The following is a 22352-nucleotide window of genomic DNA, read 5'->3' on the forward strand; positions in this document are numbered from 1 at the left end:
GCAATCCAAGGCAAAATCGGACCCCATGGAAAGCCAAGACCATCGACCTCGCGTAGCCGCCCAGCGCCGTAAGCGCATGCGATCGCTGCTGTTGAGTAGTGCGCTTCAGCTGGTTGCCGAGAAGGGGCCATCGTCGACCTCGATCGATGATGTCATTGCCGCTGCAGGTGTCTCGCGGGGCACTTTCTACAAATACTTCCCGTCACCCGAAGCATTGGTGCAGGAGCTGGCCCTCGAGGTAGCCAAGGATCTGGTGTTCCTGGCAGATCCGGTGGTGCGGCAGCGCGATGACCCGGCAGAGCGCGTGTCGTGCGGTATCCGCTTGGTTTGCCGTCTGGCGCTACACCACCCCTTAGCCGCCGCGTTCCTGGTGCAACTGGGGTGGCCGGACACGCAGGGGCCGAACCTGTTGCTCGACTTCGTGCGCCGCGACGTTGCGGAAGCGATGAAGCGTGGTCGCTTTCGGACGATGCCGTTGCCGCTGGCACTCAACATAGTGTCGGGGGCCGTCATTGGCGCGATCCACTGCATGTTGAAGCCAGGATGCGAGCACGACTTCGCCGAGATGACGGCCGCGGTCACGCTTCGAGCCCTGGGTGTTGCAGGCAAGACTGCCGATGCTCTCGCCTACAAGCCTCTGGCGTCGATCGATGCGTTTCCGCAGGGCCTGCTGGCCGTGACATCACCAGCTTCAGGTGGTGCTAAGCGAGGCAAGGCTGGCTCGCCAAAGGGAAGGGGGCAAAACAAACCCCCGGGCGACAAGCGTGCGCGAACCGCGTGATCTTTTACAACGTGGAAAAAGCGTCACCGGCTTGCTGCCAAGGGGCTCGATGGAGTTATCGAGAGTAGGGAAGAGGCGCTCGGGACGCAGTCCCCCCAGTACGTGATTAGAGTGCATCACCCAGCTCAGCTCCAATCGCCGCAACCAGTACAAACATTGGTGTCATGCCCAAGTAGGCATGACACCAAAGTGCGGGCGGTTTTGAAAACCAAAGTGCGTGCAAATTGCCGTGTGTCTGCACAGACTTTGCCTGGCCTCAGACAGCAAAGTATGTGCATGTCCAAATGCGTCAATCACTTGGATTTTCCCAGTTCGCTCCCGGTCAGGTCTTTTGACAATCAGAGTATGTGTAGGAATCGCCTCGAGTCATGCCTGCTTTCGACTAGGCGGACGTTCGATCTTTGCTGCCCGTAAATCCTACGAGTGGACGTCTTCGTACGATCCGGCGACAACGCGATCTCCGGCGCCGCCGTGGGCGCGAGTGCCGTGGTCGAGCGCGCTCGACTGATCGCCAGCGACGGCCTCAACTTCGAGTTGAGGCACATTCTGGTCAGCCGTAACAATATGGCGCTTTCGCTGGATAACACCGCCGTACGCGATGAACTTAAGCTCGACGAGCATTTGTTGGCCGTAAGTTTCCTGCGCGACGGGAAGACTTCGGCGATCGAGACTTACCTCTCCGATTTGTCCGGCATGAACGCCTTCTTCCCCGCGCCATCGTCTTTGCCGCGTTACTGCGCCGCCAGCTGCAGCAACGCGGCGGCGGCGCCGATGTTCTTCTCCATGGAAGGTGGCAATTGATGTCGGGTGATCACGTAATCGGCTTCGTTGTAAGCGATCCACGTTGCCCCTTGCTCGTCTTCCCACGCCAATGCCTTTAGCGGCAAGTCCAGCCCGACAGTAGGTGATGCCTGGAGCAAGGGCGTGCCGGCTTTCGGGTTGCCAAAGATCAACATTTGTTCGGGCCGCATGGCGAGTCCGGCCCTTGCCGCGTCGCCGCTAAAATCGATTCGCGCAAAAATCGTCAGCTGGTGTTCGGCGAGGATTTGCTCGAGACGTTGCAGCGTTTCGGAGACGCCGTGCTGGGACCGGATCTGGACGATTCCCTGGTCTGCCTGTGCATTCGTCATGGTGAGATACCCCAGGGTGGTTGCCAGCAGGATGGAGCGAAGCACGCTTCCCAGGGATTCGGCCTCACCGCTGTTCATCAATAATTATCATGCTGGCGTGGATGCGAACGCTTTGTGCAGGTCACGGCGATGGGCGATGGGCCATCGCCAGCGGATGCCCCAAAGACGCCAGTTGCTGCCGGCCAGCTTCATCCCGATCCATATCGGGACGTCCGAGCGGGACGCAACCTCCACGCATGGTGGAGGCCGCGCCCGAGGACACTCCGCACGATCAGGAATCGTGCCGGCCATTACCTGGACAGCTTGCGCCCCAGGAAATCGCGCATATAGCCTGCGATCTCCGCCGCATGCGTTTCCAGCGCGAAATGCCCGGTGTCGAGCAAGTGAATTTCGGCATCGGGGATATCACGCCGATACGCTTCGGCGCCGGGCGGAATGAAGAACGGGTCGTGCTTGCCCCACACCGCGAGCAGCGGCGGCCGGTGCTCGCGGAAGTACGCCTGAAACTCCGGGTAGCGCGCCACGTTGCTGCGATAGTCCAGGATCAGGTCGAGCTGGATGTCCTGCGCGCCCGGCCGGGACATGTAGCCGATGTCGAGCGTGTAGCCGTCGGGCGATACACGCCCGGGATTGGCGCCGTGGCGATATTGAATGTCGCGAATGGTTTCCGGCGCCAGCGCAACGCGGCAGGCGTCGCGGTGCTCCGGAGTTGGTTCGCGCCAATACGTCTGCCAGCTTTCCCAGGCATCACTGAAGCCGTCGAGGTAGGCATTGCCGTTCTGCGTGATGATCGCGGTCACCCGCTCCGGGTGAGCCAGTGCCAGCCGCAAGCCGGTGGGTGCGCCATAGTCGAAGATGTAAAGCGCATAACGGGTGAGTGCCATCGCATCGACGAATTCACCGATGACGCGCGCCAGGTGGTCGAACGTGTAGTCGAAATCCTCGCGCGGAGGTGCCTTGGTTTGGCCAAACCCCGGTAAGTCGGGGGCAATCAGGCGGTAGCGGTCCGAGAGCAGGGGAATCAGGTCGCGAAACATGTGGCTCGAGGTCGGGAACCCGTGCAGCAGCAGAAGTACAGGCGTGTCCTTCGGCCCCGCCTCGCGGTAGAACACCTCGACGTCTCCGAGCTTTTTGCTGCCGTAGGTCACCTCATTCATGGTCGGCTCCTCGACGCGAGGGGCATGTGAGCCCCGAGGGCTCGTGGCGAACGAACTTGCGGCATAGGCCAAGGCGCCCAGCATGCCGCCGGCGAGTACGCGGCGACGTGAAGAATCAACGTTGGAATTCGCCATGTCAGTGGGTTGCATGGTGTTTTCGCTCCTGTCGGGAAGTCCGGGAATGGTTTTTGCGCGCGCGGGCCATTATAATACTACCTACCGTTCGGTAGGATTTCCACCCATCATGAAGGCAACACTCGAAACCATCGTGGGCGAGGCGCGAGAACTCTTTCGTGATCACGGCTATGCCGGCGCATCCATGCAGGACCTTGCCACCCGCGTGGGTATCAAGAAGGCCAGCCTCTACACCCGTTTTTCGACCAAGGAGGCGCTCGTCAAAGGCGTGCTGGAGCTCACGGCGCAGGAAACGCTGGCCGACCTACCGAGCGACACGAAAAATCGCCCAACACGTTACGAGGCTCTCATTCGGCGCATCGCAGAGGATCTCAGCCGTCGTGGCCGCTGCGTTGGGCTGCACCTGGCATATGGCATACAGGACGAAACGCCGGAAGCGGCTGAAGCGGTCCGCGAATACTTTCGCAACTTGCGGCAATACATCGCCGACACCTTGACGCCGTTCCTGCCGAAGGCGCATGCGCTGGATCTTGCCGCGGACTCCCTGATCAGGCTGGAGGGCGCCACGCTTTGGATCGTGTTGGAAGACGATACAGCCCCGATGGAGCGCGTCGTCGCCTCGTTGCTCGCCGAAGTGCAGCACGCCATCAAGGTATCGGCACGGAACGAGGCAAAGAAGGGAGTGCGCAAGCGCGCACATCGATGAAGCGTTGGGCGGCCGGCTGGCCAGGATAGAAAGCCAGGTGCGTGATCACCTCGACAAGTTCGTGGCGGATCTTGTCGTTTTCCAATGCCTTTCTTCTCCGGCTGTGATGTTGTTGTTCCGATGGATTGCCGCCATCGCATCACTGACAGGCTCATGGTTCACGCCACCGTGCCTCAGAAGGCCCCCCTTGGAATGAGCCTTACAACACCGTCCTGACCCAACATCCACCTGACTCACAAACTAAAAACGACAGAGCCCCGCTGAGGCGGGACTCTACGAAGTTGCAGAGGACTGTTCATCGCCATCCTGACCTACTGCAGCCAGGTCCAAAGACACTAGCTCTTGATAAAGGCGAGGAGGTCAGCATTAATGACGTCGGCGTGAGTGGTCGGCATTCCATGGGGAAATCCTGGGTAAATCTTCAATGTCGCATTCTTCAGGAGCTTTGCCGATAGAACGCCTGCGTCCTTGTACGGAACTATCTGGTCATCATCGCCATGCAGAACGAGGGCCGGCTGGTTGATCTTCTTCAGGTCTTCGTTGAAATCCGTCTCGGAAAAGGCCTTGATGCAGTCATAGTGCGCCTTGGCGCCCCCCATCATGCCTTGACGCCACCAATTGCGAATGATCCCCTCCGATATCTTGGCGCCCGGGCGGTTGTAGCCATAGAAGGGGCCCGTTGGAATATCGAGATAGAACTGGGCCCGGTTTGCCGCCAGCTGTGCGCGGAGACCGTCGAACACCTCGATGGGCGTGCCTCCCGGGTTGTTCTTGTTCTTGACCATGATGGGCGGCACGGCGCTAAGGATCGCAATCTTGGCGGTCCGCTCTTGACCGTAGTGGGCAACGTAGTGCACCACCTCGCCACCGCCCGTTGAATGTCCAACGTGAACGGCATTTCGCAGATCGAGGGCCTCTGTCAGTGCTGCCAGATCCGCTGCGTAATGGTCCATGTCGTTGCCATCAAAAGTCTGGGTGGATCGGCCATGCCCGCGACGGTCATGCGCAATCACCCGATAGCCGTGACTGAGGAAGAACAGCATCTGGGTATCCCAGTCGTCGGCAGATAGCGGCCAGCCATGACTGAACACAATGGGCTGACCCGTTCCCCAATCCTTGTAGTAGATCTCGACGCTGTCTTTGGTGGTTATCTTGCCGCTTGAGCGAGGCCCTTCGGCTTTGGATGATTTGGTCGGCGATGGGGCGCTTTTGGCGGGGGAACTGGCAGTCGAAAGAATTGGCATGGCCATCGCTGCTGCGACGACAGAACCGGCGTTGGCAATGGTCTGACGGCGCGAATGACTGATGCGCTCGCTTGCCTCTTGGATACTCATGGCTGCGTCTCCTCACGTGAATTCGACTCGGGGAAATGTCACTGCGTGGATGGCTACCCTGCCCAATCCCAAGATCAAGAAAAGCGCGCAACGGGCGGGTTGCGAATCGAACCATCCAGGCGAAAACCTGATCGAAGTGACATCGACTGCTGGCGAGCCATCAACGCCCACTCATCACGTCATCCCATGGATGACGACATCGTCAGTGGGTGGATGGATCGCCGCTATGGCGGTTCAATCCTTGATAGACAAGGCGATCGAAAAACGCGGGATTGATGACGAATTGGCCCCACTTGGGATCGTATTCCGCGCTCGGCTTTGCCGCCAAAACCTCATCAAGGGATTTGCCCTGCTGCTTAAGCGCAGCAACGTTCTTGCGCACGCCCACGAGCATATCCCTGAAGGCCAGGAGCTGCGCACGATCGCCAACGGGACCGTGCCCCGGAATAATGATGGTGTGATCCGTGCACAGGCCTAGCGCTTCGTTGACGGCAGCAATCATGCCGTCGATGCTTCCGCCGTGCGCATTATCAATGAATGGATAGATCCCGTTCCAGAATGTGTCGCCAAGCACGAGGACATCTGCCTTCTTGAAGTACACGACGATGTCGCCATCGGTATGCGCCGGCGAGATCGGCTTCACCAGAACGGTTTCGCCATTAATTTGATAGGTGCGATCCTTGGTGATGATCTCGGTAGGCCTGCCCCCTTCGGCCAGCGGCGGAAAGGTATAGTTCCAATCATCCACGCGAGTGGTTTGCGACACGTATTTCGCCGTGTTCGGTGTAGCAACCACGATCGCCCCTAAGTCATGGACCCATGGATTTCCATCGGTGTGGTCCCAATGCCAATGCGTATTGACGAGGTATTTGACTTTCTCGACCCCGAGCTGGCGCAGCGCCGTCACGAGTCGATCTTTGGAGAGCGCGATTCCGGCGTCGACCATGAAGGCGCCGTCCTTGCCCGTGAGGACGGCAATATTGCCACCGGATCCATCAAGCTCGCTGATCGATCCACGAATGGCATTTGTCTTGATCGGTGTCGTCTCGGCCGCCTTGTTGATCATGATCACGGGGCTGGTCGACTCCGCTGGCGACGCGATGGCATTGCCAGCGGCGCCGCAAGCCATGATCCCCGCAGCGGCAAGCGCGAGCGCCCACCGGGTCGATTGCTTCTCACGCCTAATCTTCATGTCAAATCTCCCGACTGTCCGACCAATGCGCCGGACGAAAAGCCAATGCAGGAGTCACTGTAGCCCCAGGTCCGCGAGCAACTCAGCGGTGCGCGAACGCGCGCGCGTTCATCAGCATGAGCCTACCCCTGTGAAGAAAGCATCACTGTTGCGCACGGGCATCGGCACTACTTCAGGCCGGCGGCGTGAGCGGAACGAGAGCGGAAGGGCGCGATCAGTGTCCGCCAGCCACTGCCGCTGGCTGTGGTAGCAGCTTGCCTCGAACGAGTAGGTTCAGCGTTGCTATGGCCATTCCAAGGATGATCAGGTTCGCGGCGGCGAACAAATAGGGCGCAAGCAAGGCGATGGGGCCTGTCTCACCGCGTTCAATCAGGCGCAGCGGCGCGGCAGCCAAGGCGGCGACACCAAAAGTGAATCCCCAATAGCCCGGAGAGAACGGCTGCTCTCTGATCCATGGCAATAGGCGAAAGGGTGACCAGACATCAAGTGCCGCAACGCTCCCGATGATCAGCGAGAAAAGGGCGTGACGGCACCGGTGTGATGCATCCTTCACGCGGGGGGCGCCATGCTAGTTGTTGGATGCATCCGTGCATCGCTGCAGTTGGTCGCTGCCCAGGGGCGACATGGTGGCTTGACCATTGATCCGTAGTCCGGCCCATCGATCGGACGGTTGGGAGGTCTGCCATGAACATCGTGCACATAAAGCAGTGGGAATGGGCCATGGCCCGATCGAAACGCTTGTGCATTTCGATCAGGAACGCATTGCCGAACGGGTCGTACAAGCGCCGTTGCTGGCATTGACCCACTGCTGATGAGGGACACGAGCCATGGATCCCAAAGATCGAGACAACACGCGGGGTGCTGAACACAAGGGCAGCGTATCCGGTGGTGATGAATCCGGTCCGAAGCAACGTCTCTTGACCCGCCGGAAAGTTCTGGTCGGCCTTTCGGTCTTGCCTGGTGTCGCCCTATGGGGGCGTTCCATGGCGGACACTCTGGCGGATGTGCCAGCGCGTGGCCCTGGCGACCTGCTGGGCAAGTACAGCGAGCGCTCGAAGTATGTCCAGATAAGTCGTGTTCCAGAGGCGGGGCCGGGCGTGAGGAATGTTGAGCCGATCAACGCGATCAATTCCAAGGCGCCTCTCGACAAATTGGTCGGCATCATCACGCCCTCGGACCTGCACTACGAGCGCAGTCACGCGGGCGTGCCGGAGATAGACCCAGCCAAGCACCGCCTGCTGATCCACGGCATGGTGAAGAAGCCCATGGTGCTTACCGTGTACGACCTGATGGCCCTGCCTTCGGTCTCCCAAATCCACTTCATCGAGTGCACAGGTAATGGCTGGGAGAACTGGAAGAAGGCCGACGAAAACCTGACCGTGCAAAACACCCATGGTCTGGTCAGCTGCAGTGAATGGACTGGGGTGCCACTCAGGTTGCTAGTCGATATGGTTGGCGTGGATCGCCGGTCACTGTGGATGCTTGCCGAGGGTGGTGATGGAGCCGGTGTCGACCGAAGCATTCCCCTCACCGACGAAATCCTCAATGACGCGCTGGTTGCCTACGGTCAAAACGGGGAGCCCATCCGGCCGGCGCATGGCTATCCGATCCGGCTGATCATGCCGGGCTTCGAGGGCAACTTGAATATCAAATGGCTACGTCGTCTGAAATTCGGTGACCGGCCATGGATGACCCGCTGGGAGACTGACCGCTACACGCAGCTGCGGCCCGACGGTAAGGCGACCCAGTTCCAGTTGCGGATGGACACCAATTCCGTCATTACGTCTCCCTCCGGCATGATGGAAATCCGTCCCGGCTACAACCGCATCACCGGCCTAGCCTGGAGTGGCCACGGCAAGATCGCCAAGGTTGAAGTAAGCACGGACGAGGGCAAAACCTGGAAGGTGGCTCAACTGAACCTGCCGGTGCTGTACAAGGCGCAAACCCGTTTCCAAATGGATTGGCTGTGGGATGGCAAGCCGACCATGATCGTCAGTCGTTCGACTGACGACAAAGGCAACATCCAGCCTGACCGCAGGTCCTTCATCGCCCGGGTGGGTAGTAACGCGCTGTTTCACTACAACGCGCAGCAAACCTGGAGTATCGATTCCAATGGCAAAGTACACAACGCTCTGTCGTAATGCGGCCGCGCTCTCGGCCTTGCTCAGCAGCACACTGGCAGCCGCGGCGCCGCCCGACTATGGCGTCGGCCGCGCAGCGACAGCGGAGGAAATAAAGCTGTGGGATATCGACGTCCGTCCCGACGGCGCCGGATTGCCCGAAGGCAAAGGCACGGTGGACCAAGGCAAGACGGTGTTCAACACCTACTGCGTCGCCTGCCACGGGGCTAATGGCCAAGGTGGCATCAGAGACCGTCTGGTCGGCGGCCAGGGCAGCCTGGCAACCGACAAGCCAGTGAAAACCGTCGGCAGTTTCTGGCCGTATGCCACCACGTTGTTCGATTACATCCACCGGGCCATGCCGTATACCGCGCCCGGATTTCTGAGTATCGACGACACCTATGCCGTAGAAGCCTACCTGTTGAACCTCAACGGCATCTTGCCGGACGGCGCCACACTCGACAGAGCCTCGCTCCTCGAAATCAAGATGCCCAACCGCGACGGCTTCGTGCCTGAGCCTGAATTCGTCCACGTCACCAATTCCAGGTAGACGTCGTTTCACGAGGCACCACTGGCCGCGATTGCCGTGCAGAAATGAGCGATTTTGGGAGGTGTGGAGTGACTTCGTACGAAGAAAAACTTGCGCTCGCGCGTGGATTTCACGCCGCCCTGGTAAAGCGGGACTGGGCGGCGATCCGCAATCTTCTTGCCGATGACGCTACTTGGGTGCTTCCTGGGGAGAATCGAATCTCGGCACCTGCCGAGGGGGCGGATGCTGTGGTTGAGAGAGCACAACTCATCGCCAGTTTTGGCTTGAACTTCGAGCTCAAACACATTCTGGTGAGTCGCCACAACGTCGCGCTGTCGCTCCACAATACGGCAGACAGGGAAGGATTGAGACTTGATGAGTACCTGTCGACGGTGTTCTTCCTGAAAGGCGACAAGATTGGAGCCATTGAGACGTATTTGTCGGATCTGCCTGGCATGAACGCTTTTTTCGCGCATTGAATAATGCGCTGCTCCGGCGATGACGGCACTTCCAGTCTGTGAGTTGACCATAGGAGGAAGCCCCATAAGCAGTCGGCTGGTTACCCCGGAATTCAAACAAGATGCGGTCCGACAAGTGGCCGGACGGGGCCATTCAGTCAGGGATGTGGCCGCCCACCTCGTGCGTGATCGATAAAGTCAAGTTATCAGGGGTATCGGGTACCTCATATCTGAGGCCCGCCGCGCCACCACTTTAGCGCGTCAGCGTCCGACCAGGAGACCAAGTTCGGGCCCCTCCGCGGAGGGGCGATACCTTGCTACGAAGGGAGACCTCAAAGTGCCCCGGTCTTACTCATGGGCGATGCTTTGGGTTTCCCTGTGGCTTGCAGAGCGCCCTCACTCCGAAGCTTCCCGGCGCTGTTGCCTGGCTGCAGGCCTCTACGCCAATTTCCGGCGCTGAAACCAATGCTTGTACACGCCTCCTGGAACCAATGTTTGTACATTCGGTACAAACATTGGTTTCATGCCCACTATCTGCCCACCAGGCCATGACTTCAGGCCCATGCACTAGTGTTAACTCAATACTATGGTTCACTCCAAGGTAAGTAGCAGTGCGGGTGGGTTGTGGAAGATACCGTCAGCCATCTGAAGAAATTCCAGAAGGAGCTCTCGGCCGGCACCGTCTCCCTGGTGTTGCTGGCCGTGCTGGGGCAGTCGCGTCAGCCGATGTATGGCTACCAGATCGCCAAGCGCCTGGAGGATGTGGGGGAGGGCGTGTTGGCGGGTAAGCAGAGCGCGCTGTATCCGGTGCTACGCAATCTGGAAGGGGCAGGCTTGCTTGCCAGCGAGGTCGAGCCGTCGATCAGTGGGCCGCCTCGTCGCTATTACCGCATTACGAAGTTGGGTCGCGAGGTGCTGCGTGACTGGGTGGATGCCTGGAGCGCTACGCGCGATTCCGTCGATACCGTTTTGCAAGGAGGGGTGTAATGAACGCACCACGTACGATTGCCGAGTATCTGAAGCAATTACGCGACGCCCTGCGTGGCGCGGATCCGGCCTTGATCCAGGATGCGCTGTATGACGCGGAGGAACATCTGCGCGCCGAACTGGCCGAGAATCCGCAGCGTGGGGAAGCCGAGATGCTGGCCCATGTGGTGGGCACCTACGGCGCACCGGATGAAGTGGCCGATCTTTACCGGGATCAAGAGATCAAGATCCAACGTGCGCTGCGTCCGCCGCCGATGCCCAAGCGTCGCTCCGCCATGGGGCGCTTCTTTGGCGTCGCTGCCGATTCACATACCTGGGGCGCCATGTTCTACATGGTGCTGGCACTGGCCAGCGGCATCTTCTATTTCACCTGGGCGGTGACCGGCATTTCGCTGTCGCTGGGTTTGTTGGTGCTGATCATCGGCATCCCGTTCGTCGTGCTGTTTCTCAGCACCGTGCGTGCGTTGTCGCTGCTGGAAGGGCGCATCGTGGAGACGATGTTGGGTGTGCGCATGCCGCGCCGTCCGCCGTATCCGAAGCTTGCGGGCATGTCGCTGTGGCAGCGTGTGGGAGCCATTTTCACGGATGGACGTACCTGGACCATGCTGTTCTACATGATCCTGATGTTGCCGCTAGGCATCCTCTATTTCGTCTTCACCGTCGTGCCCATGATCGTTTCGCTGGCCTTTATCGCTTCGCCGATCGGCTTGGCTTTCAACAACGATAATCTCCTGATCAATTGGGGCTTCGGATCGCATGAGCCAGGCTGGGGCGATGCGATCGTTCTTTGCATCATCGGTATCTTCCTGTTGTTTGCCACGCTGCATCTGGTGCGTGCGCTGGGCAAGCTTCACGGTGCCATCGCGAAGGGCTTGCTGGTTCGCTCGGACGATCAACGGGCTTAAGCCAGGACGATATTCGCGCTCGCCGCCCGGGCCGGTGCGTGGATCGGCCGCGTGCTCACACCAGTTGCAGATCCTTGGGCCTGGCCCCCGGAAACACGTTCTGCAGTTGGCTGCCGGATAGGCCCCAGGTCTTTCCGAACAGGCCGCCGAGCAAGTCGCGGTAGTTGGTGAGTACGGGGTAGTCGCGGTTCTGCAGCAGGTTCTGTGCGTTCACCGCCACTTGCGGTCCCGCGATGCGGCCACCATTGACCTTGCCACCGAGTACCCAATGCACCGTGCCGTGGCCGTGGTCGGTGCCCTTGTTGCCGTTCTCGCGGAACGTGCGCCCGAATTCCGAGATCACCACGACGACGGTGTTGTCCCACTCGTCACCGAGTGCATCGGCATAGGCGGCCAGGCCCTTGCCGAGGTTAGTGAGGTTGTTGGCCAGTTGGCCGGTGGTGCTGCCCTGGTTGACGTGGGTGTCCCAGCCGCCGATGTCGACGAAACCCAGGCGGTACTGGTCGCGCATCATGGTGGCGATGCGGTGGGTTTCGTCCGCGAAGTTCTTGGAATTGGCGGCACCACGATTGGCATTCATCATCTCATCCTGCAGTTCCTTTGAAACGGTCTGGCGCAGCTCAAGGCCGTCGCTGGCGGCAGCGGCGAGCGAGGTGTTCTGGTACATGCCTGCCAGGATGCTGGCTTGTCGATCGTCGAACACGGGCTTGGTATTGCCGCGCAACGAGATGTTCGGAATATCGTGATTACCGCCCTGGAAACTCAGCGGCAACGCATCCGTAAACGCGATGGAAGGTACCTTCGCCATCTGGCCCGACAGGCGGGCCATGAAACCGGAGCGGAAATCGCTGCGCTGGTTGCTGGGCTCGCCCGATTCGATATTGTCCTGCGTTTCGAAATGGCTGCGCGACATGTCGTCGGTACCGGCGAATGGCACGAAGGCGAGCTGGCGTTTCTGCCATAGCGGATAGAGGCTGTCGCGCAGTGCAGGATTAAGCCCCCATTCGCTGTCGAGCCCGATCACGCTGTTCTGGTTGTACGGGTCCGGCTTGGCGATCGATAGCGTGGGGCGCGACTCGTAATAGAAGTCGCTGCTATGGGGTATGAGCAGGTTGTTGCAGTCGTAGCCACCGCGCAGGAACACCAGCAGAAATCGTGGCGCTCCGGCCGGTGCGGCAAACAGTTTGCCGGAGAACGACAGGGCAGGGGCGGCGACAGCGGCAGTGGCGGCGGCGAGCAGGAATTCCCGGCGATTCATGGCGGTCGGCCTCAGCGGTAGTTGAAGTCGGGAGACGAGAGCAGGAAGGTGTTCCATTCCTGCTGCGAAGTAGCTTTGGCCAGCGCGTCGCGCGTCTGCGGGCTCAGCCGCGGATCGAAGGTGTCGTAATAAAGCCGCGTGGTCAGCATGGGGAAATCGCCGCCCACCTTGACCGTGCCTTCCGGTGTCAGCAGGCGGTTGTTGCCGGTACCGATCGCGCCCGCGATCTCGAAGCGTTTGGCCATCTGTCCGGAGCTGGACCAGCCGCTGCCCTCCAGCGGCCAGCCATCCGGCGTGAGGCGGCCGAAGACGGGCTCGCCCAGTTGGTTGAGCCAGTTGAGCAGGGGCTTGGCATTGGCGATGGGTTTGCCGTCGTAGGCCATGCGCACGGAGGACACCACGAACTGCATCGGATCCTTGAACTTCTTGCCATAGCTGGTGGCCAGCTCCTTCGACTCCAACATGGTGCGCATGACGGCGGCGATGTCGCCATCCGTACGCTGGAACGTCTTGGCCATTCGTGCGACCAGTTCCGGCGGTGGTTCATCGGCGACAAAGTATTCCGCGAGCTTCTTGGAGATGAATTGCGCGCAGGCCGGCTGGCGCGTGATCAGGTTGACCGCCTCGGTCACTTCATCGAAGCCGCTGCCCTTGATCTTCTGGCCCAGCAACATCTTGTCGCTGTAGTCGTGGCGTCTCGGATTGAATTCGAACAAGCCGTTATGCACGAACATGGCGGCATAGCGCGGATGCTCTCGCAGTGCGGGGCGATCGCGCAGCGGCGCGACGCCGGAACCGGTGAGGATCAGGGCCAGCTGCTGCACGTCCTGCTGGGTGTAGCCGGAACCCACGCCGAGCGTGTGCAGCTCCATCAGCTCGCGTGCGTAGTTCTCGTTGACGTGGTCCTTGGCATTCTGGGCGTTGTCGAGAAACTCCATCATGGCCGGGCTTTCCAGCGTGGCCATCACTAGGTCGCGGAACTTGCCGAGCGCGTGCGGACGGATCGAGTTCTGCACATAGTCGTTGGCCACCCAGCGCACACGGCCCTTGGCGGCGTAGACGCTGAAATGGTTGAGCCAGAACCAGACCATCTGCTCCTTCAGCTGGTTCCCGCCATAGATGGCGTGCAGCAATTCGATTTGCTGCGCCTGCTGCCCCAGATCGTTGGCGTGCTGCTGCTGGGCTTTCTTGACGGCGGTCTTGTCGTCGCCATCGGGCATGTTCTTGATTTTCTCCTGCTCATCGCGCAGGTTGGTGAGCAACTGTTCAAGCGGCGTGTTCGCCACTTCGTAGGTGTTGATCAGTGCGGTGACCGGGGCTGGCAGGCGGTCGTCGCTGTCATGCTGATCGAGTTGCTCGTCGAGGAAGCGTGAGCGGCCCAGTTCGCGGTAGCGGGTGACCGTGGCGCTATCCAGCTCGAAGCCGTCGCGGCGTAGCCAGGCGATGTCGTCTTCGCTCAGGGGGCGGGGATCTCGTGCCATGGCACCGGCAGGGCCCAGGACCAGCAGCAAGCCGAGCAGCGCCAGCCAAGGGCGGCCGCCGCGGGACGGGACTTTCAGGGTAGGGCGCATGCGTCGGAATTCCTGGTGAGAGTGAATGACGGCGGTTGCTGACCAGTGTCAACGCGGCAGTCGTCGTCCCGCTTACCGGGTATCGCGTGGGAATGTGATCCATTAGGCACGGATTCATGCGGGGACGCGCCCCTCTTGTCGCCGCCCCCGTCTTCGTCAGTCCAGCGACAGCTGGGACCCCGTGCCGGGTGAGGGCCGTGCATCAAAGCAAGTCACGGGATGACCGCTTCGCAACGGTGAAGCGCCGCCAGCCTGGGCAGACCTTCGACTGTCGAGCGCCGCGGGGATGACGACTTGGGGGAGGGGGCTCGCGACGACGCCGAAAGACCAAGTCCGGGACGATGCGGTTCACCGCTTGCCGCGGGATAGACCCCGCTTTCCGGCTCTCTCCCAAAACGGGGAGAGCGAGTGATCGCGAGGGTCAGAACTCGTCGACGAACTCCACCACCACACCGAGCTGACTGGCTTCGACCTCGGCCACGGCATGAACAGCATCGGCGTGGACATGGTCGGCTGCACGTACCTCGATCAGGAACAGTTCGCCGCTGCTGTCATCGGTCAGGTCGCTGAAGTCGAATTCGTCGCGCATGTTGAGTGCGGGATCGTCGATCTCCTCCACGTGCTCGATGCCATCGATGCCATGCAGGATGGTAAGCAGCGTGTTCGCGTCATCGCGGCTGCCGGTCATGCGGATGCGGATCGTGGGCATGGTGCTCTGCTCTCGTTTCCACCGTCTTCATGCTGACGCCAAGCATGTTCACGGCAGGTGATCATCGACGAACCGGGCCGCCCTGCGTGATGCACCGCTCGATCAGGGTGAACACGTTCTAAAATGTGCTGTTTGCCGGAGAACCCTTGTGCCCAAGATTTACGACCGCGCCTATTTCGATAAGTGGTATCGCCACCCCGACCACGCCGTCGGCTCGCCGGCCGAACTTCGGCGCAAGGTGGCGATGGTTGTGGGGCAGGCTGAGTACTACCTCGGGCGAGCCGTGCGCACCGTGCTGGATGTCGGCTGTGGCGAAGGTATCTGGCGGGCGCCGCTGCGTGCCTTGCGGCCGGGCATTCATTACCAGGGACTGGATGCCAGCGAATATGCGGTGATGCGCTATGGCGCTCGCAGGAATATTGGCCTGGCGCGCTTCGGGCAACTGGAGCAGCTGCGCTTCGATCACCGTTTCGATCTGATCGTCTGTACCGATGTCCTGCATTATCTGAAGCCGGCCGAAATTCGCGCCGGCCTGGTAGGCATCAGCGACATGCTGGAAGGCGTCGCCTTTCTCGAAGTGTTTACCGGCCGCGACGGCGTGGATGGCGATATGAACGGCTTCCATTCGCGCGCGCCGTCCTGGTATCTAAAAGCATTCGGCGAAGTGGGGCTGCTGCCGTGTGGCTCGCACTGCTATCTCGGGCCGCGACTGGATCGCCGTATCGCTGCGCTGGAGCGGGCGCAATTGCCAGGCTGATCAAAACTCCAGATGGGCGCGCAAGCCAGCGAAGCGGGCGGGGCCTCGATCGCGGTTATAGCCGGGGTTATGGATCAGCTGGAGATCCGGGCTCAGCGTGAGATGCGCGATAGGCGTGAAGCTGTAATACGCCTCGAGAATCTGTTCGCGACCGTAGTTGAGTGCACCATCGCCCAGGACAAATCCTTCGCCGCCCAGGGCCAGATAGTCGCGGTGAATCGACGACAGTCCATTGATGACTACGGCCAACGAGAAGTGGTCCGTGGGGCGCGCCCAATGAGCGCCGGACAGCTGGAGGCCACCGCTGACGGTGCGGTCAACTTCGGTGAACACGAACGATTCGGTGCGCCCGTCGTTCCAGCCCGCGCGCAAGAACATGCCGGTGTCGCCGTCGTCTGCCAATGGCAGTTCGCCGTTCAGGCCGAAACCGTATTTGTGCCGCCCCGGCTGATCGTCGGCCCGGATGTCCGGCAGCTGGCCGGTGGCCTGCGCGATGGCGATGGCATCCGCGTAGATGCCCATGCGGGCCTTGTTGCGAAAGGCCAGCAGGCGCAGCGCCCAACCATCGGCCTGCGGTTGCAGCGTCAGCTCGATCTGCTGTCCGTTTGAGTCGGGCAGGGAGTAGACGAGGCGTTGCCCGTTCGCTTCGTAAGGCATCAGATAGACACCGTAGCGCAGACTCCAACTCGGATGGATCCAGGCCAGCACGAGTCCGTCGGTATAGCCGCGTGTATCGGCAGCGAAATCCCAGGCGGTATTGTTGAACAGCGACCAGTTCATGAACTGGGTACGCGTGCTGCCGGCATAGCGGTTCTTGTCGAAATCGTCGTTGACCGACATCTTGCCCAGCTTCACTTCGACGCGTTGCGCCGCTTCCTTGCCTGGCAACTGGTCCTGGCTGCGTTCGACATCGACGGTGTCCTCACTCAGGGGCAGCGCCCAGCGCAGGTAGGCGCGGGCGAGATAAGGTCCCTTGCCGAGTCCGGCCGTGCCCGAACGGATGACATCGCCATTGGTGAGGCCGCCAAGGCCGGTGGCACCTGAAACGCCTTCACCCTTGAACATCTCCATGTCCAGATAGAACTGCAGGTGCGCGGGCAGGGCCATGCCGAAATAGGCGCCGAAGGTATGCGAGCGCGCGGTGTCGCCCTCCGGACGCAGGCTGAGGTTGCCGGCGTAAGGTGAGTGCAGCGAATCCTGATGCTGGTCGACAAAGGTGTATTGCGCGCCGAGCCATTGCGGCACCCACAGGCTCGCTTCATCGGCATAAAGCGGCAGTGCGGCGAGCATCAGGCATGCCGCGGCTTGGACTCGTGCAAATCGCATGGTTCAAAGGAGTGTGTTGAGGGGGGCGAAAGGGCAGACTCTAGCGCGTCAAGGCGATGATTATCGCCTTATCCAGGAGCAGACCCATCATTCTGACCTTCGGGCGGCTCGTCGCATTGGCGCACGATAGCGGGCATAAATCGTGTTGCGCCGATTTAGATGGGTGCCATACCCGTTACCAAGAGGCTGAAACTACGATGCCGTTGGTTTTAGTGGGCATGGCGATTTCCACGTGCAGATTTGGCCGCAGCAGTGGCAGTAGGTCCAGGGTCCATTGCGTCACGTTTTTCCAGCGCACCGCTGACCGCATATAAGACGGCATCAGTCGCGCCTTTACAGGCACGAAGTCCGGCGAAAGCACCTGGAAATACCGCAACACTTCGCGGCGGCTGTACTCGCGCCAGTGGTGGCCATACGTATGCGTTTTCAGTATCTCTTCGACCGAAATGCCCCCGCCCTTCCCTGTGACGTATCTTGCGAGTTGCCACGCGCGACCCTTCCAGGAGTAATAGTTTGGCGTTGTAACAACGATGCGGCCACGGGGAGCGAGGATGCGATGTACTTGCCGCCACAAGTTAATCGGATTGAACGTAATGTGCTCGAGAATCTCTGTAAACAACACGATATCCACCGAGTTGTCGGGGATCGCAGCCAGTTCTTCAGCACGTTCGAGATCGGCGCAAGGGAGCAAGGGGATGGTCATCGCATGGGCGATGTTTTTCACGCTCTCGGCATTGAACGTACTGGGCATATCGACAGCGGTGACGTCAAAGCCGGCCAGTCGCCACATGACGGCCTGGTGAAGCCAATGTGCGCCAATGTCCAGAACACGACTGCCGTCATTCCAGGTTGATTTGAATTCGTCCAGCGTTGTCGCGAACCGCTGATAGTGGTCGGCGAGGTACTCACCAGCGGGAATGTCATAACGCTCGAAAAGCGCAACAAATTCACGATATGCATGCGCGTCCCGCGCCCGAACTACTTCAGTCATGTTGTCTCTACTGATCCGGTGGCCGTTGCTCAATCGTGGGTCTAGCTGCGCATGGTCTGGATGGTTCAGTGCGGACCACGCAGTTTCAAGCTTGATGTACGCCTGAAGGTTCGATCATGGCGGACTGGATTGCAACCTCGAAAAGCCAGACTTCGTGTACCCGTACCCTGTCATTGAAGCCGGGCTGTCTTTGCGATCCATCGAGGTGCGAAGGTCAAGCACCTGGAACGCATTGGCTAGGCAAAAAAAACGCCCGGCAAGCCGGGCGTTTTTTTCGTCACGAGAGGTCAATCAACCACGCGAAGCGCGCTTGCGATCGTTCTCGGTCAGGTGCTTCTTGCGCATGCGGATTTCCTTCGGGGTGACTTCGACCAGTTCGTCGTCGTCGATGAAGTCCAGCGCCTGCTCCAGCGAGAACTTGGTCGCCGGGGTGAGCTGAATCGCATCGTCCTTGCCGGAGGCGCGCATATTGGTCAGCGGCTTCGGCTTGATGGCATTGACGGTAAGGTCGTTGTCCTTGGCGTGAATGCCGATCAGCTGGCCTTCGTACACCGAGTCACCCTCGGCAGCGAACAGCTTGCCGCGGTCCTGCAGCGGCCCAAGCGAGTAGGCCGGGGTGGAGCCGCCCGCATTGGCGATCATGACGCCGTTGAGGCGCTTGGCGATCGCGCCGACTTCCATCGTGCCGTAATGGTCGAACACGTGGAACAGCAGGCCCGAACCCTGGGTCAGGGTCTTGAACTGGTTCTGGAAGCCGATCAGGCCACGCGCCGGAATCATGTACTCGAGGCGCACGCGACCCTTGCCGTCCGGCTCCATGTTCTTGAGCTGGCCCTTGCGGATGCCCAGGCGCTCCATCACCGGACCCTGGTGGATCTCTTCGAGGTCGACCACCAGCTGTTCGATCGGCTCCATCTTCTGGCCGTCGATTTCCTTGATGATCACTTCCGGGCGCGACACGGCCAACTCGTAGCCTTCGCGACGCATGTTTTCGATCAGCACCGACAGATGCAGTTCGCCACGACCCGACACCAGGAACTTGTCGGCGTCGGAGCCGTCTTCCACGCGCAGGGCAACGTTGTGCACCGTCTCGCGCTCGAGGCGCTCGCGCAGCTGACGGCTGGTGAGGAACTTGCCACCCGACAGGTCCTTGTTGCCGACGAACGGTGAATTGTTGACCTGGAAGGTCATGCTGATCATCGGTTCGTCAACGGTCAGCGGCGGCAGCGCTTCGGGCGTGTCCAATGCGGTGATGGTGTCCGAAATGGTCAGCTCGGGAATGCCCGAGATGGCGATGATGTCGCCGGCTTCGGCGGTGTCCTGCTCGATGCGCTCGAGGCCGAGGAAGCCGAGCACCTGCGCGACCTTACCCTGGCGCTTCTTGCCATGGCGGTCGATCACGGCCACCGGCATGTTCTTCTTCAGCGTACCGCGCTGGATGCGGCCAATGCCGATGATGCCGACGAAGTTGTTGTAGTCGAGCTGGCTGATGCGCATCTGGAACGCGCCGTCCGGATCGACATCGGGCTTGGGCGCGTGCTGCATGATCGCTTCGTACAGCGGGGTCATGTCGCCTTCGCGGACGTTCTCGTCGAGCGAGGCGTAGCCATTGAGTGCCGAGGCGTAGACGATCGGGAAGTCCATCTGCTCATCGGTGGCGCCGAGGCGCTCGAACAGATCCCATACCTGCTCGACGACCCACTCCGGGCGGGCGCCCGGGCGGTCGACCTTGTTGACCACGACGACCGGCTTGAAGCCCATCGCGAACGCCTTCTGGGTCACGAAACGGGTCTGCGGCATCGGGCCGTCCATCGCGTCGACCAGGATCAGCACGGTGTCGACCATCGACAGTACGCGCTCCACCTCGCCGCCAAAGTCGGCATGGCCTGGGGTGTCCACGATGTTGATGCGATTCTTCGCACCGGTCTTCTTGTCTTCCCAGGTGATGGCCGTGTTCTTGGCCAGGATCGTGATGCCACGCTCCTTTTCCTGGTCGTTGCTGTCCATCACGCGCTCGGCCAGCACGGTGCGCTCGTTGAGCGTGCCGGACTGTTTCAGCAGCTGATCGACGAGCGTGGTTTTGCCGTGGTCGACGTGGGCGACGATGGCGATATTGCGCAGATTTTCGATGGACATGAGGTCGGCTCGGGCGGCGCTGGGGCCGTCACGTGAGGTTTCTGAAGGGCGAATCGGACGATTATACGGACTTATGTGACAACTTGCCTCAACTACGCTTGCAAACCCGTTCAGGCAACGAAAACGGGGGCGGCGCCGAGGGTTCCGGGCGGGGTGGCCGGGTGTTTCGCGCCGGGTTCGCAAGTTCATGGCATCACGCGACAGCGACCACTCCTGTGCTTGAGTTTCGTAGATGATGCATCTGCTCCCACTTTTGGTGGACGGCATGAATAAGGGTTTTCCTCGATGGATCCTGCTGCTCGCGCCCCTGCTGGCGTCGTGCGCTACCACGCCCGCGTCCAAGGAGTCCGGCATGCAACACCCTGGTTTCGTGCGCGGCGAGGTGCGGGTCACCGAGCACCGTGCCGGCGACGACCTGCTCAGCGCCGGGCTCGGCTTGCCAGGCCTGGCCGGCGCACCGTCGCCCTTTGCGCATCCATCGCGGCCGACGCCAGAGGAGTTGCGGCGACGTGCGATCCAAACCAGTTGGAAGGGCATCGCCGATCTCGGCCCGTTCGGCGGTTTCGGCAGCGCATACGGGGCTGTGCCCAAGGTACCCGGTCGCGAGTACCAGGCATTCGCATGGATTCCAGGCGCGCACTCGCCGCATCGTGTGCTGCTGCAGGTGCCCGACCAGTTCGACGGCACCAAGCGCTGCCTGGTCGTGACGGCATCCTCGGGTTCGCGCGGTATTTACGGGGCCATCGCGTTGGCAGGTGCGTGGGGGCTGCCGCGCGGCTGCGCGGTGGCCTATACGGACAAGGGCACCGGTGCCGGCTATTTCGATCTCGCCGACGATAGTGGCGTGGTACTCGATGGCACACGGGCCAGACGTGGCACGGCGACGCTGGAATTCGAGCCTGCGGCCACCCGCTCGCATACCGGTATCGCCGTCAAACACGCGCATTCGGGCGACAACCCCGAGGCCGACTGGGGCCGTCATGTGCTGCAAGCCGCGCAGTTTGGCCTGGCCATGCTCGATCGCGCGTTTCCCGAGCAGGCACCGTTTACTGCGGAGAACACCCGCATCATCGCCACCGGTCTTTCCAATGGCGGCGGCGCGGTACTGCAGGCGGCAGGGCTTGATGAGGAGCACCTGCTCGCAGGCGTGGTCGCACTGGAACCCAATGTACGGGTGCCGGAGCAGGGACGCGCGCTGTTCGACTATGCGACCGAGGCCTCGATATGGATGCCGTGCGCGCTGCTCGATGCACGCTTTGATGCCACGCCGTTGGCACGCACGTCCCACGATGAGGTGCCGCCCGCATGGGCGCAGCGTTGTCATCAACTACACGAGCGCGGGCTGGTCAATGGGACAGTTGTGAGCGCCCAGGCAGCGCAGGCGCATGAACATCTTCGCTCCATGGGCTGGACCGACGAGGCGATGGCGACGGCAGCCAGCAGTACGTCCTTCGATCTGTGGCGTGCCGTGACGGCCGCTTATGCCTCCGCGTATATGCGACGTGGCCCGACGGATATGCCATGCGGTTTCCACTACGCCGCCGTGGGCACAAACGGCGCGCCCGGCACAGCGGATCCGGCGATGCGTGCCGCCTGGTGGGCTGACGCGTCGGGTATCCCGCCGGGGAATGGCGTGGGCCTGTTGGGAGGGACAGATCACTCGCTCGATCCAACCCTGCCGGGCGCGCTGTGCCTGCGCTCGCTATGGGAGGATACCGACGCCAGCACGCAGGCATTGCGCGACGGTGTGGCGGCCACCACGGTAAAACTGCCGCGTGCCAGCCTGCCGCTGTGGGTAGTGCATGGTGCCGCGGACGGACTGTTGCCCACGGCCTTCACCTCGGAACCCTATATTGCCTGGCTGCGCGGCAAGGGTGGGCACCCCTTGTATTGGAAGGTGCCGTACGCACAGCATTTTGATGCGTTCCTGGCATTGCCGGGCTTCGGCGACAAGCACGTGCCCCTGCTGCCCTACGGTTACGCCGCGCTCGATCGGTTATGGGCGCATCTCTATCAGGGCGCGCCGTGGCCGGCCGTGGTGCCGACGCCTGCACCCCAGCCGCGGGGCGCAGGAACCCTAGATCCGGCGGTACTCGATTTGCCGGCAACCTGGTCACCCGGGCCGGGTTGAAGCGGTTTTTGCCGGTCGCACGCCTTGTGAGTCGCAGCA

Annotated in this window: 21 protein-coding genes; 10 read left to right on the forward strand and 11 right to left on the reverse strand. The window is 61.1% G+C overall.

The window, feature by feature from the left end; genetic code table 11:
• The first annotated feature begins 25 nt into the window (after nucleotides 1-25).
• Both OUZ30_RS06615 and OUZ30_RS06620 read left to right on the forward strand, forming a co-directional pair.
• Complete coding sequence (locus OUZ30_RS06615; RefSeq protein WP_266181425.1) at nucleotides 26-781, forward strand: TetR/AcrR family transcriptional regulator; 756 nt, start codon at nucleotides 26-28, stop codon at nucleotides 779-781.
• Nucleotides 782-1204: 423 nt separating this feature from the next.
• Complete coding sequence (locus OUZ30_RS06620) at nucleotides 1205-1582, forward strand: nuclear transport factor 2 family protein (protein WP_266181426.1); 378 nt, start codon at nucleotides 1205-1207, stop codon at nucleotides 1580-1582.
• Here OUZ30_RS06620 and OUZ30_RS06625 read toward each other — a convergent pair.
• Nucleotides 1513-1989: a DUF302 domain-containing protein gene (locus OUZ30_RS06625; RefSeq protein ID WP_266181428.1), complete on the reverse strand. Its 477-nt coding sequence runs from the start codon at nucleotides 1987-1989 to the stop codon at nucleotides 1513-1515. The genes OUZ30_RS06620 and OUZ30_RS06625 overlap by 70 nt on opposite strands.
• 212 nt (nucleotides 1990-2201) lie before the next feature.
• Nucleotides 2202-3068, reverse strand: coding sequence for an alpha/beta fold hydrolase (locus tag OUZ30_RS06630; RefSeq protein WP_266181429.1), 867 nt, complete (start codon nucleotides 3066-3068; stop codon nucleotides 2202-2204).
• A 121-nt stretch (nucleotides 3069-3189) separates the two neighbouring features.
• Here OUZ30_RS06630 and OUZ30_RS06635 point away from each other — a divergent pair, with 121 nt between their 5' ends.
• On the forward strand, nucleotides 3190-3909 hold the full coding sequence (locus OUZ30_RS06635; protein WP_266181431.1) for a TetR/AcrR family transcriptional regulator: 720 nt from the start codon (nucleotides 3190-3192) through the stop codon (nucleotides 3907-3909).
• A 335-nt stretch (nucleotides 3910-4244) separates the two neighbouring features.
• Here OUZ30_RS06635 and OUZ30_RS06640 read toward each other — a convergent pair whose 3' ends face one another.
• The 3 genes from OUZ30_RS06640 to OUZ30_RS06650 all read right to left on the reverse strand — a co-directional run bounded on the left by OUZ30_RS06640 (nucleotide 4245) and on the right by OUZ30_RS06650 (nucleotide 6988).
• Nucleotides 4245-5243 carry an alpha/beta fold hydrolase gene (locus tag OUZ30_RS06640; RefSeq protein ID WP_266181432.1) on the reverse strand — a complete coding sequence of 333 codons (999 nt, stop codon included), beginning with the start codon at nucleotides 5241-5243 and terminating at the stop codon, nucleotides 4245-4247.
• Nucleotides 5244-5445: 202 nt separating this feature from the next.
• The gene (locus OUZ30_RS06645) at nucleotides 5446-6435 is read right to left on the reverse strand and encodes an MBL fold metallo-hydrolase (RefSeq protein WP_266181433.1); all 990 of its coding nucleotides are present in this window, start codon (nucleotides 6433-6435) and stop codon (nucleotides 5446-5448) included.
• A 214-nt stretch (nucleotides 6436-6649) separates the two neighbouring features.
• The gene (locus tag OUZ30_RS06650) at nucleotides 6650-6988 is read right to left on the reverse strand and encodes an SLAC1 family transporter (RefSeq protein ID WP_266181434.1); all 339 of its coding nucleotides are present in this window, start codon (nucleotides 6986-6988) and stop codon (nucleotides 6650-6652) included.
• 274 nt (nucleotides 6989-7262) lie between these two features.
• Here OUZ30_RS06650 and soxC point away from each other — a divergent pair, with 274 nt between their 5' ends.
• From soxC to OUZ30_RS06675, 5 genes are all read left to right on the forward strand, one after another.
• A complete protein-coding gene (gene soxC / locus OUZ30_RS06655) occupies nucleotides 7263-8576 on the forward strand; it encodes a sulfite dehydrogenase (RefSeq protein ID WP_266181435.1) in 1314 nt (437 codons plus the stop codon).
• Entirely contained in the window at nucleotides 8548-9105 is a 558-nt protein-coding gene (locus OUZ30_RS06660) for a c-type cytochrome (protein WP_266181436.1), read from the forward strand. Before soxC ends, OUZ30_RS06660 begins: the two co-directional genes overlap by 29 nt.
• A 68-nt stretch (nucleotides 9106-9173) precedes the next feature.
• Nucleotides 9174-9563 (forward strand): nuclear transport factor 2 family protein, encoded by a 390-nt coding sequence (locus OUZ30_RS06665; protein ID WP_266181437.1) that lies wholly within the window; start codon nucleotides 9174-9176, stop codon nucleotides 9561-9563.
• 603 nt (nucleotides 9564-10166) lie between these two features.
• On the forward strand, nucleotides 10167-10529 hold the full coding sequence (locus OUZ30_RS06670; protein WP_266181438.1) for a PadR family transcriptional regulator: 363 nt from the start codon (nucleotides 10167-10169) through the stop codon (nucleotides 10527-10529).
• Nucleotides 10529-11434 carry a sensor domain-containing protein gene (locus OUZ30_RS06675; RefSeq protein ID WP_266181439.1) on the forward strand — a complete coding sequence of 302 codons (906 nt, stop codon included), beginning with the start codon at nucleotides 10529-10531 and terminating at the stop codon, nucleotides 11432-11434. The genes OUZ30_RS06670 and OUZ30_RS06675 overlap by 1 nt, the downstream gene beginning before the upstream one ends.
• A 55-nt stretch (nucleotides 11435-11489) precedes the next feature.
• On the opposite strand, the gene OUZ30_RS06680 is transcribed toward OUZ30_RS06675, so the two are convergent.
• The 3 genes from OUZ30_RS06680 to OUZ30_RS06690 form a co-directional block, all read right to left on the reverse strand.
• The gene (locus OUZ30_RS06680) at nucleotides 11490-12692 is read right to left on the reverse strand and encodes a DUF1501 domain-containing protein (RefSeq protein WP_266181440.1); all 1203 of its coding nucleotides are present in this window, start codon (nucleotides 12690-12692) and stop codon (nucleotides 11490-11492) included.
• A gap of 11 nt (nucleotides 12693-12703) precedes the next feature.
• Nucleotides 12704-14263, reverse strand: a complete 1560-nt coding sequence (locus OUZ30_RS06685; protein WP_266181441.1) for a DUF1800 domain-containing protein — start codon at nucleotides 14261-14263, stop codon at nucleotides 12704-12706.
• A 421-nt stretch (nucleotides 14264-14684) separates the two neighbouring features.
• Nucleotides 14685-14972 (reverse strand): hypothetical protein, encoded by a 288-nt coding sequence (locus tag OUZ30_RS06690; protein WP_266181442.1) that lies wholly within the window; start codon nucleotides 14970-14972, stop codon nucleotides 14685-14687.
• 148 nt (nucleotides 14973-15120) lie between these two features.
• Between OUZ30_RS06690 and OUZ30_RS06695 the strand changes: the two genes are divergently transcribed.
• Nucleotides 15121-15729: a class I SAM-dependent DNA methyltransferase gene (locus OUZ30_RS06695; protein WP_266181444.1), complete on the forward strand. Its 609-nt coding sequence runs from the start codon at nucleotides 15121-15123 to the stop codon at nucleotides 15727-15729.
• Here OUZ30_RS06695 and OUZ30_RS06700 read toward each other — a convergent pair whose 3' ends face one another.
• From OUZ30_RS06700 to typA, 3 genes are all read right to left on the reverse strand, one after another.
• The gene (locus OUZ30_RS06700; protein WP_266181447.1) at nucleotides 15730-17019 is read right to left on the reverse strand and encodes a carbohydrate porin; all 1290 of its coding nucleotides are present in this window, start codon (nucleotides 17017-17019) and stop codon (nucleotides 15730-15732) included.
• Nucleotides 17020-17230: 211 nt separating this feature from the next.
• A complete protein-coding gene (locus tag OUZ30_RS06705; protein ID WP_266181449.1) occupies nucleotides 17231-18046 on the reverse strand; it encodes a class I SAM-dependent methyltransferase in 816 nt (271 codons plus the stop codon).
• A 291-nt stretch (nucleotides 18047-18337) separates the two neighbouring features.
• Entirely contained in the window at nucleotides 18338-20182 is a 1845-nt protein-coding gene (gene typA, locus OUZ30_RS06710; RefSeq protein ID WP_266181450.1) for a translational GTPase TypA, read from the reverse strand.
• A 265-nt stretch (nucleotides 20183-20447) separates the two neighbouring features.
• On the opposite strand from typA, the gene OUZ30_RS06715 reads away from it, so the two are divergent.
• Nucleotides 20448-22313 carry a 3-hydroxybutyrate oligomer hydrolase family protein gene (locus OUZ30_RS06715; RefSeq protein ID WP_266181451.1) on the forward strand — a complete coding sequence of 622 codons (1866 nt, stop codon included), beginning with the start codon at nucleotides 20448-20450 and terminating at the stop codon, nucleotides 22311-22313.
• The last annotated feature ends 39 nt before the right edge of the window (nucleotides 22314-22352 follow it).

The sequence above is a fragment of the Dyella humicola genome, assembly GCF_026283945.1.
In the GTDB taxonomy this organism is placed as follows: domain Bacteria; phylum Pseudomonadota; class Gammaproteobacteria; order Xanthomonadales; family Rhodanobacteraceae; genus Dyella; species Dyella humicola.